At 70.1% G+C, this 8,985-nt stretch carries 8 protein-coding genes; 2 read left to right on the top strand and 6 right to left on the bottom strand.

The window, feature by feature from the left end:
- The 4 genes from RWP81_RS11280 to RWP81_RS11265 form a co-directional block, all read right to left on the bottom strand.
- A partial coding sequence (locus tag RWP81_RS11280; protein WP_314456150.1) for an NAD(P)-dependent oxidoreductase occupies positions 1-233 on the bottom strand: 233 nt, incomplete at its 3' end.
- Entirely contained in the window at positions 230-736 is a 507-nt protein-coding gene (nirD, locus tag RWP81_RS11275; protein WP_399540588.1) for a nitrite reductase small subunit NirD, read from the bottom strand. The genes nirD and RWP81_RS11280, both read right to left, overlap by 4 nt.
- A gap of 29 nt (positions 737-765) precedes the next feature.
- Positions 766-3,423 carry a nitrite reductase large subunit NirB gene (nirB, locus tag RWP81_RS11270; protein WP_314456149.1) on the bottom strand — a complete coding sequence of 886 codons (2,658 nt, stop codon included), beginning with the start codon at positions 3,421-3,423 and terminating at the stop codon, positions 766-768.
- Positions 3,424-3,875: 452 nt separating this feature from the next.
- Entirely contained in the window at positions 3,876-4,313 is a 438-nt protein-coding gene (locus tag RWP81_RS11265) for a nitroreductase family deazaflavin-dependent oxidoreductase (protein ID WP_314456147.1), read from the bottom strand.
- A 66-nt stretch (positions 4,314-4,379) separates the two neighbouring features.
- On the opposite strand from RWP81_RS11265, the gene RWP81_RS11260 reads away from it, so the two are divergent.
- Positions 4,380-5,831 carry an NCS2 family permease gene (locus RWP81_RS11260; RefSeq protein WP_314456145.1) on the top strand — a complete coding sequence of 484 codons (1,452 nt, stop codon included), beginning with the start codon at positions 4,380-4,382 and terminating at the stop codon, positions 5,829-5,831.
- Positions 5,832-6,167: 336 nt separating this feature from the next.
- Here the strand turns inward: RWP81_RS11260 and sucD are convergent, their stop codons facing one another.
- Complete coding sequence (gene sucD, locus RWP81_RS11255) at positions 6,168-7,070, bottom strand: succinate--CoA ligase subunit alpha (protein WP_314456143.1); 903 nt, start codon at positions 7,068-7,070, stop codon at positions 6,168-6,170.
- A 19-nt stretch (positions 7,071-7,089) separates the two neighbouring features.
- Positions 7,090-8,253, bottom strand: a complete 1,164-nt coding sequence (gene sucC, locus RWP81_RS11250; RefSeq protein ID WP_314456141.1) for an ADP-forming succinate--CoA ligase subunit beta — start codon at positions 8,251-8,253, stop codon at positions 7,090-7,092.
- Between the two features lie 208 nt (positions 8,254-8,461).
- Here sucC and RWP81_RS11245 point away from each other — a divergent pair.
- Positions 8,462-8,985 (top strand): alcohol dehydrogenase catalytic domain-containing protein (locus tag RWP81_RS11245; RefSeq protein WP_314456139.1); only part of this gene is annotated, 524 nt, incomplete at its 3' end.

The raw sequence follows: 8,985 nt of genomic DNA, 5'->3' as shown, positions 1-8,985 counted from the left end.
GCGGTGTGACAGAACCAGGCGTCATCGAGGTCGCTCGGGTCGAACGGGCGGGCGAGCCACTCGATGTCGCCGGCGGCGGCGAGCGCGGTGAGACCCTCGGTCGCCTCGGGCGCGACGACGCGCACGCGGGCGCCCGCGGCACGGAGGCGCCCGATGCGCTTCTCGGCGACGCGGCCCGCGCCCACGCAGACGACGAGGCGGTCGGTGAGGTCGAGGCCTGCGAGAGCGATCATCGGGGGTCTCCTGGGATCTTCACGAGCACATCGCCGTCGGCGACGGCCACCGGATGAACGGCGAGGGACTGCGGCTCTTTGCCCTGCGTGTCGAGGCAGCCGCCTGTGCGCAGGTCGAACACCTGCTTGTACATCGGGGATGCCACGGTGGGTACGCCCGCTCGATCGCCGACGATGCCGCGCGACATGATGGCGGCGCCGCTGAACGGATCGATCTGGTCGGTGGCGTAGAGCCGACCGTCGAAGGTGCGGAACAGTGCGATCTGCCGGTCGCCGATGAGGGCGGCGGCCCCCCGCTCGACGAGCAGGTCGTCGACGCGGCACACACGCACCCAGCCCGCGGCGGGGGTCGCGGCGGGGGCAGCGGACGCCGGGGTCGCGGACGCCGAGGCCCTCGACGCCGAGGCCGCGGGCTCCGATGCACCGGGTTCCGACGCGGCGGTGTCGGGCGCGGCGGAGGCGAGGACCGTCGCGGCGGGCAGGGTGGAGGGGTGAGGTGTCATGGCATCCGTCCTCGTAGCATCCACGATCGTCATGAGCGCACCGCCAGCGTCGTGCCGCCGATGAACACGGCACCGGAGGTCCGCTCCTCGGCGGTGGCGGGGCGGGCCTGGCCGCGCTCGGCGACGTACGCGAGCGAGGGGTCGGCGACCTCGGGGGCGTTGACGAAGCTCTGGAAGCGCTTGAGCTTCTCGGGGTCGGCGAGGGTCGCGGCCCATTCGTCCTCGTAGTTGTCGATGTGGGCGGCCATGGCCCGGTCGAGGTCGTCCGCGATGCCGAGCGCGTCGTCGAACACGACCGCCTTCAGCGCGTCGAGACCGCCCTCGTAGTCCTGCATCCAGGGGGCTGTGCGCTGCAGCCGGTCGGCGGTGCGGATGTAAAACATCAGGAAGCGGTCGATCGCCCGCAGCAGCCCCTCGTCGTCGAGCCCCTCGGCGAAGAGCACCGCGTGACGCGGGGTGAATCCGCCGTTGCCGCCGACGTACATGTTCCAGCCGGCCTCGGTCGCGATGACCCCGACGTCCTTGCCGCGGGCCTCGGCGCACTCGCGCGCGCAGCCCGAGACGCCGAACTTGATCTTGTGCGGCGAGCGCAGACCGCGATAGCGCAGTTCGAGCTGCACGGCCATGCCGACGGAGTCCTGGACGCCGTACCGGCACCAGGTCGAGCCGACGCACGACTTCACCGTGCGCAGCGACTTGCCGTACGCGTGTCCCGACTCGAAGCCGGCGTCGACCAGGCGCCTCCAGATATCGGGCAGCTGGTCGAGGCGGGCGCCGAACAGGTCGATGCGCTGACCGCCGGTGATCTTCGTGTAGAGCCCGAAGTCGCGCGCGACCTCGCCGATCACGACGAGCCCCTCGGGAGTGATCTCGCCGCCCGCGATGCGCGGCACCACGCTGTAGCTGCCGTCACGCTGGATGTTGGCCATGACGTGGTCGTTGGTGTCCTGCATCGTCGCGAGCTCGCCGTCGAGCACGTGCCCCGAGTACAGGCTCGCCAGGATGCTGGCGAGCGCCGGCTTGCAGATGTCGCAGCCGCGGCCGGTGCCGAAGCGCTCGACGATCGAGGTGAACGTCTTCAGTTCCGACACGCGCACGGCGTCGAAGAGCTGCGCGCGGGTGAACGCGAAGTGCTCGCACAGGCCGTTCGACACTTCCTTTCCGGATGCCGCCAGCTCGGTCGCCACGAGCTTCTTCACGAGCGTGAAGCACGAGCCGCACGCCGCTCCCGCCTTCGTGCACGCCTTGACCTCCGCGGCATCCGCACAGTTGTGCTCGGTGACGGCGTCCCGAACGGTGCCCGCGGTCACGCCGTTGCACGAGCAGATGATGGCGTCGGCCGGCAGGTCGCCCTGCGGGGCCGGCGCGAGGTCGGAGGGCATGAGGTACGCAGCCGGATCGCCGCCGAGGGCGCGACCGACGAGGGGGCGGAGCGAGGTGTACGCCGACGCGTCGCCGACCAGGATGCCGCCGAGCAGGGTCTGCGCATCGTCGCTGAGCACGAGCTTCTTGTAGACGCCCGACACCGGATCGGCGTAGGTGACGTCGAGCGCGTTCGGCGTCTCTGCGAACGCGTCGCCGAAGCTGGCGACCTCGACGCCCGAGAGCTTGAGCTTGGCCGAGGTGTCGAAGCCGGGGAACGACGCCGCACCTCCCAGCAGGCGGGTCGCGGCGACCTCGGCCATCGCGTAGCCCGGGGCGACGAGACCGATGCACTGGCCGTCGAAGTTCGCGACCTCGCCGATCGCGAGGATGGAGGGGTCGGAGGTGTCGCATCCCTCGTCGATCACGACGCCGCCGCGGGCGTCGACGGCGAGTTCGGCGGTGCGGGCCAGTTCGTCGCGCGGGCGCACACCGACGGTGAAGACGACGATGTCGACGGCCTCCCACGTGCCGTCACGCAGCTCGATGCCGCACACGGCGCCGGACTTGTCGGCATCCACCCGGGTCGTCACCGAGCTCGTGCGCACCTCGATGCCGCGGGATTCGATGAGCCGCTGCAACGCCTTCGCGCCGCCCAGGTCGAGCTGGGCCGACATGAGGCGCTCGTTCGACTGCAGCACGAACGGCGAGACGCCCTCGGCCTGCAGGGCCCCCGCGGCTTCGAGGCCGAGCAGGCCCCCACCGACGACGGCACCGCGCAGGGGACGACCCAGCTGCGCGGTGCGCTTCGCGACCCAGTCGCGCATGCCGGCGACATCCTCGAGGGTGCGGTAGACGAAGCAGCCCTGGTGGTCGAACCCGTCGAGGGCGAGCCGTGCGGCGTACGAGCCGGTGGCCAGCACGAGGCGGTCGTAGGAGTGCGTGGAGCCGCCGGCGGTGGTGACGGTGCGGGCCGCGCGGTCGATCTTGGTGACGCGGGCGTCGGTCTCGACGCGCACGCGCTCGTGGTCGAGCACGGCGGGGTCGAGGGCGAGGTCGTCGGGCGTCTTGCCGCTGAAGTAGCCGGTCAGGCCCACGCGGTCGTAGGGGCCGCGGGCCTCGTCGCCGAGCACCGTGACCGACCAGCGTCCGTCGGTGTCGCGGCTGGTGAGGCTCTCGACGAATCGGTGCGCCACCATGCCCGCGCCGACGACGACGACGGATCCGGATGACGCGGGGTGGAGCACGTCGTCACGGTACGCGGCGGACTTTGCGCGGCGGTCAGCGGCGTGTTTCGTACCGGTTGCGGGGTTCGTGCGGGCCATGCCCCGACGCTAAGCAACGGAGGTTTCCCCGCCCGCGCCCCGGCGTTACCCCCGGCGAACGTTTCTCTCACGCGGCGGCGGTGTTCGTGTGAGGTTTGCGCCGCGGCATCCGGCCCCCTCGCCCGTCGAGTGTCCACAACACGCCGCATCCACCCGGACGCAGCGGCGTGTCGTGGACACTCAAGAGGCGGGGCGAAAGCGCCCGCCCCTCTTCCCTCCGGGGCGACCACCCCCTGTCGAGTGTCCAGAACACGCCGCCTTCAGGGAAGCGGAGCGGCATGTCTTGGACACTCAACGGCTCGACGGGCGGCGCCGCCTCCCCGCCGCGGAGCACGGTCGCACGCACGTCGAGTGTCCACAACACGCCGCCTCCACGGAGGCGCAGCGGCGTGTCGTGGACGCTCAACAAGGCGGGGCGGGGACGCGCGGGGCGAGAGCGCCCGCGCCGGGCGTCAGTCGACCGGCTCGAGCACGAACAGCTCGATGCGCCGATCCGTCTTCGTCTGGTACTCGTCGTAGTCGGGCCAGACCTCGGTCGCGTAGCCCCACCACTCCTCGCGCTCGGCGCCCTCGGCCTGGTGCGCGTCGTACTCCTTCTTCACGTCGCCGTCCTGCAGGGCGACGCGGGGGTTCTTCACGAGGTTGTAGAACCACGCGGGATGCTCCGGGGCGCCTCCCTTGGATGCCACGACCGCGTACTTGCCGTCGTGCTCGACACGCATGAGGGCGGTCTTTCGGAGCCCCCCGGTTTTGGCGCCGACCGTGGTGAGGACGATGATGGGTACGCCCCGCATGTCGGCGGACTCCTGGCCCCCCGTGGCTTCGAACGTCTCCGCCTGCTGACGGGCCCATTCGCTGGTGCTGGGGAGATACTCTCCTGAGAGTGACATAGCTCACACGATACGTCGGCGTCTTCCCCTCCGGTCTAGCCCCTCCCCCCTTTTTCTGGAGCCTTCATGAGCGCTTCCGCTCCCGAGACCACCGCAGCCGCCGCACCGAAGAACCGCCTCGACCGGTTCTTCGAGATCACCGCCCGCGGGTCGACCGTCGGCGCCGAGGTGCGCGGCGGCGTCGTCACCTTCGTGACGATGGCCTACATCGTCATCCTGAATCCGATCATCCTGTCGGGCACCCCCGACGTCGCGGGCAACGCCCTCGGCTTCCCGCAGGTGGCGGCCGTCACCGCCCTGACCGCCGGCGTCATGACGATGCTGTTCGGCCTCGTCACGCGCCTGCCCTTCGCGTTCGCCGCGGGGCTCGGCATCAACTCGTTCCTCGCCGTCGGCATCGTCGGCGGGGTCACGTGGCCCGAGGCGATGGGTCTCGTCGTCATCAACGGCCTCATCATCGTGCTGCTCGCCGTCACCGGTCTTCGCCGCATGATCTTCGAGGCCGTGCCGCTCGCGCTGAAGACCGCCATCACGGTCGGCATCGGCCTGTTCATCGCGTTCATCGGCTTCGTCGACAGCGGGCTGGTCACCTCGACCGGGCTCAGCTCTCCCCCGGTCGGTCTCGGTGTCGGCGGCTCGATCACGACCATCCCCACCGCCCTGTTCGTGCTGACGCTGGTCATCACCGCCGTGCTGCTCGTGCGCAAGGTGAAGGCGGCCCTGCTCATCGGACTGCTGTCGGGCACGGTCATCGCGGTGATCATCGAGGCGGTCGCGCACCTCGGCGCCCGCGCCGACGGCAACCCCGGAGGATGGGGCCTCAGCGTTCCCACCCTTCCCGCACAGCTCGTGAGCCTGCCCGACCTCTCGCTCGTCGGCCAGGTCGACCTGGTCGGTTCTTTCGGCCGCATCGGCGTTCTCGCCGCCCTCATGCTCGTCTTCACGCTCGTCTTCACGAACTTCTTCGACGCCATGGGCACGATGACCGGGCTCTCCCGCGAGGCGGGACTCGCCGCCCCCGACGGCACGTTCCCGCGCCTGCGTTCGGCGCTGGTGATCGAGGGGATCGGCGCCGTCGCGGGCGGCGCCACCTCGTCGTCGTCCAACACCGTGTTCATCGAGTCGGGATCGGGTATCGGCGAGGGAGCCCGAACGGGTCTCGCGAACGTCGTGACCGGAGCCCTGTTCCTGCTGGCGATGTTCTTCACTCCGCTGACGAGCATCGTGCCCACCGAGATCGCCGCCGCAGCGCTGGTGATCGTGGGGGCGCTGATGATGGGCCAGATCCGCCACGTCGACCTGAGCGACCTGTCGGTGCTCATCCCGGTCTTCCTCACCGTGACCGTGATGCCCCTGACCTACTCGATCGCCAACGGCATCGGCGCCGGCTTCGTCAGCTGGGTGCTGATCCAGGCCCTCTCGGGTCGAGCCCGCCGGGTGAGCCCGCTGCTGTGGATCGTCGCCGCCGGCTTCGTGATCTTCTTCGCTCGCGGGCCCGTGGAGGCGCTGCTCGGCTGAGCCCGTTGACGCGGGCTCGGCTGTCGCTCTCTCACGAGGCCGCACGCGCTTGCCGAGGACGCACCCGTTGGATGCCGATTCGATGCGTCCCCGGCAAGCGGATGCGGCCTCGCGCCGCGCGGAGCCACGACCGCGCCGGCGTGTCACCGGGAGCGCTCCGCAGAATCCACCGAGACCACACGTCCGGCACGACGTCGCCCGATCAGGCAGCCTCACGACGTGTGTGCTCGGACCGATCGTGTGATCTCGCGCCCCCACGGCCCGCGCTGCCGCCCCACCCCCGGACACGCGAAAGGGCCCGGATGCCATGGCATCCGGGCCCGTGAAAGCGAAGCGTCAGAGCGCTTCGATGATCTCGCGCATCAGGGCTGCGGCCTCGGACGGCGTCTTGCCGACCTTGACGCCGGCGGCCTCGAGGGCCTCCTTCTTCGCCTGAGCCGTACCCGCCGAGCCGGACACAATGGCGCCGGCGTGGCCCATGGTCTTGCCCTCGGGAGCGGTGAAGCCGGCGACGTAGCCGACGACCGGCTTGGTGACGTTCGCCTTGATGAAGTCGGCGGCGCGCTCTTCGGCGTCTCCACCGATCTCACCGATCATGACGATGGCCTTGGTCTCGGGGTCGGCCTCGAACGCGGCGAGGGCGTCGATGTGCGTGGTGCCGATGACCGGGTCGCCGCCGATGCCGATAGCGGTCGAGAAGCCGAGGTCGCGCAGCTCGAACATCATCTGGTAGGTCAGGGTGCCCGACTTCGACACGAGGCCGATCGGTCCCTTGCCGGTGATGTTCGCGGGCGTGATGCCCACGAGAGCCTCGCCGGGGGTGATGATGCCGGGGCAGTTGGGGCCGATGATGCGGGTCTTCTCGCCCTTCGACTTCGCGTAGGCCCACGCCTCGGCCGTGTCGCCGACGGGCACGCCCTCGGTGATGACGACGAGCAGCGGAATCTCGGCGTCGATGGCCTCGACCATCGCGTCCTTCGTGAAAGCCGGGGGCACGAACGCGATCGACACGTCGGCGCCGGTCTCGCGGATGGCCTCTTCGACCGACGCGTAGACGGGGAGCTCGACGTCGTTGCCGGAGGCGTCCTTGTGGGTGACCGTGGTGCCGGCCTTGCGGGCGTTCACGCCGCCGACGACCTGCGTACCGGCCTTGAGCATGAGGGCGGTGTGCTTGGTGCCTTCGCCGCCGGTGATGCCCTGGACGATGACCTTGGAGTCCTTGTTGAGGTAGATCGACATTTCTCTCTGTCCCTGTCCCTTACGCGTTGGCCAGTTCGGCGGCCTTGTCGGCGCCCTCGTCCATACCGGCGGCGAGGGTGACGAGCGGGTGGTTGGCGGCGGCGAGGATCTCGCGGCCCTCCTCGACCTGGTTGCCGTCGAGGCGCACGACGAGGGGCTTCGTCGCGGTGTCGCCGAGGATCTCGAGGGCCTTCACGATGCCCTCGGCCACGGCGACGCACGAGGTGATGCCACCGAAGACGTTGACGAAGACGCTCTTGACCTGCTCGTCGCCGAGGATGACGTCGAGACCGGCGGCCATGACGGTCGCCGAGGCGCCGCCGCCGATGTCGAGGAAGTTCGCGGGCTTGACGCCGTTGTGCTTCTCACCGGCGTACGCGACGACGTCGAGGGTCGACATGACGAGACCCGCGCCGTTGCCGATGATGCCGACCTGGCCGTCGAGCTTGACGTAGTTCAGGTCGTGCTGCTTGGCCTTGGCCTCGAGCGGGTCGGCCGCGTCCTTGTCTTCCAGGCCCTCGTGGTCGGGGTGGCGGAAGCCGGCGTTCTCGTCGAGCGAGACCTTGCCGTCGAGGGCGATGATGTCGCCGTCTTCGCTCTGGATGAGGGGGTTCACCTCGACGAGCGTGGCGTCCTCGCCCTTGTAGACGTTGAAGAGCTTGACGAACACGTCGGCCACCTTGGGGGCCGTCTCGTCGTCGAACTTCGCCGCCTTCGCGATCTCGAGCGCCTTCTCGGGCGTGATGCCCTCGATCGGGTCGACCTCGATGCGGGCGAGCGCCTCGGGGCGCTCGACGGCGAGCTCTTCGATCTCCATTCCACCCTCGACGCTCGAGAGCGACAGGTAGGAGCGGTTGGAGCGGTCGAGCAGCACCGAGAAGTAGTACTCCTTGGCGATGCGGGCGCCGGCGGCGACCATGACGCGCTTGACGACGTGGCCCTTGATGTCGAGGCCGAGGATGGCCTGGGCCGCCTCGAATGCCTCGTCGGGGTTCTTGGCGACCTTGACGCCGCCGGCCTTGCCGCGGCCTCCGGTCTTGACCTGAGCCTTGACGACGACGACTCCACCGATCTTCTCGGCAGCGGCCTTCGCCTCCTCAGGGGTGTCGGCGATGATGCCGGCGAGTACCGGCACCTCGTACTTTTCGAACAGGTCACGTGCCTGGTACTCGTAGAGATCCACGGACAATCCTTCGCTGGGCGATCGGTGGTGGGAGGAGGCGAACTCTCTTGATATCGAGAGATCTTCGCCAATCCACAACCCTACCCGACCAGGCCGAAACCCCCCGACCCGCACCCCTACGAACGGAGGGATGCCACGTCTCGGGGACCCCACGTGCGCCGCGTCGCGGCAGGGGCTAGCCTCTCCCCATCCGACGACGGGAGCCATCGTGCACGCTGCTTCTTTCTTGCGCACGGGCGACCCGTCGGTGATCGAGTGGGGTGAGCTCCCCGACCCCGAGCCGGGTCCCCGACAAGTGCGGGTGCGTCCTCAGGCAGTGGCCGTGGATGCCGTGGACACGCTGGTCCGCTCCGGCCGCTGGAACACTCCCCTGGCGTTCCCCGTCGCGGTGGGCCGCGATCTCGTCGGCGTCGTCGATGCCCTGGGGGCCGGCGTCGACGACCTCTCCCCCGGTGATCGGGTCTGGACGAGCTCCGCGGGCTACGCCGGACGCCCCGGTGCGACCGCCGAGCTCGTCGTCGTCGATCGCGACCGCCTGTACGACGTGCCGGATGCCGCCGACCCCGTCGCCTTCGTCGCCTCGCTGCACCCGGCTACGACCGCCGTCGCCTCGTTGCACCTGCGGGCGGCCGTACGGCCCGGCGAAACGCTCGTCGTGGTCGGGGCGAACGGCGCGGTCGGCGCGGCGCTCGTGCAGGAGGGCGTGGCAGCCGGCGCCGATGTCGTCGCGGT

This window comes from uncultured Microbacterium sp. (assembly GCF_963521695.1).
Lineage (GTDB): Bacteria > Actinomycetota > Actinomycetes > Actinomycetales > Microbacteriaceae > Microbacterium.
The sequence above is the reverse complement of the archived record's forward strand: the minus strand, read 5'-3'. Positions and strand labels throughout refer to the sequence as shown.

Bases quoted from the DNA above. Each gene is read 5' to 3' on its own strand.
- nirD (WP_399540588.1), bottom strand. From the start codon at position 736: ATGACACCTCACCCCTCCACCCTGCCCGCCGCGACGGTCCTCGCCTCC.
- nirB (WP_314456149.1), bottom strand. From the start codon at position 3,423: ATGGCCCGCACGAACCCCGCAACCGGTACGAAACACGCCGCTGACCGC.
- RWP81_RS11265 (WP_314456147.1), bottom strand. From the start codon at position 4,313: ATGTCACTCTCAGGAGAGTATCTCCCCAGCACCAGCGAATGGGCCCGT.
- RWP81_RS11260 (WP_314456145.1), top strand. From the start codon at position 4,380: ATGAGCGCTTCCGCTCCCGAGACCACCGCAGCCGCCGCACCGAAGAAC.
- sucD (WP_314456143.1), bottom strand. From the start codon at position 7,070: ATGTCGATCTACCTCAACAAGGACTCCAAGGTCATCGTCCAGGGCATC.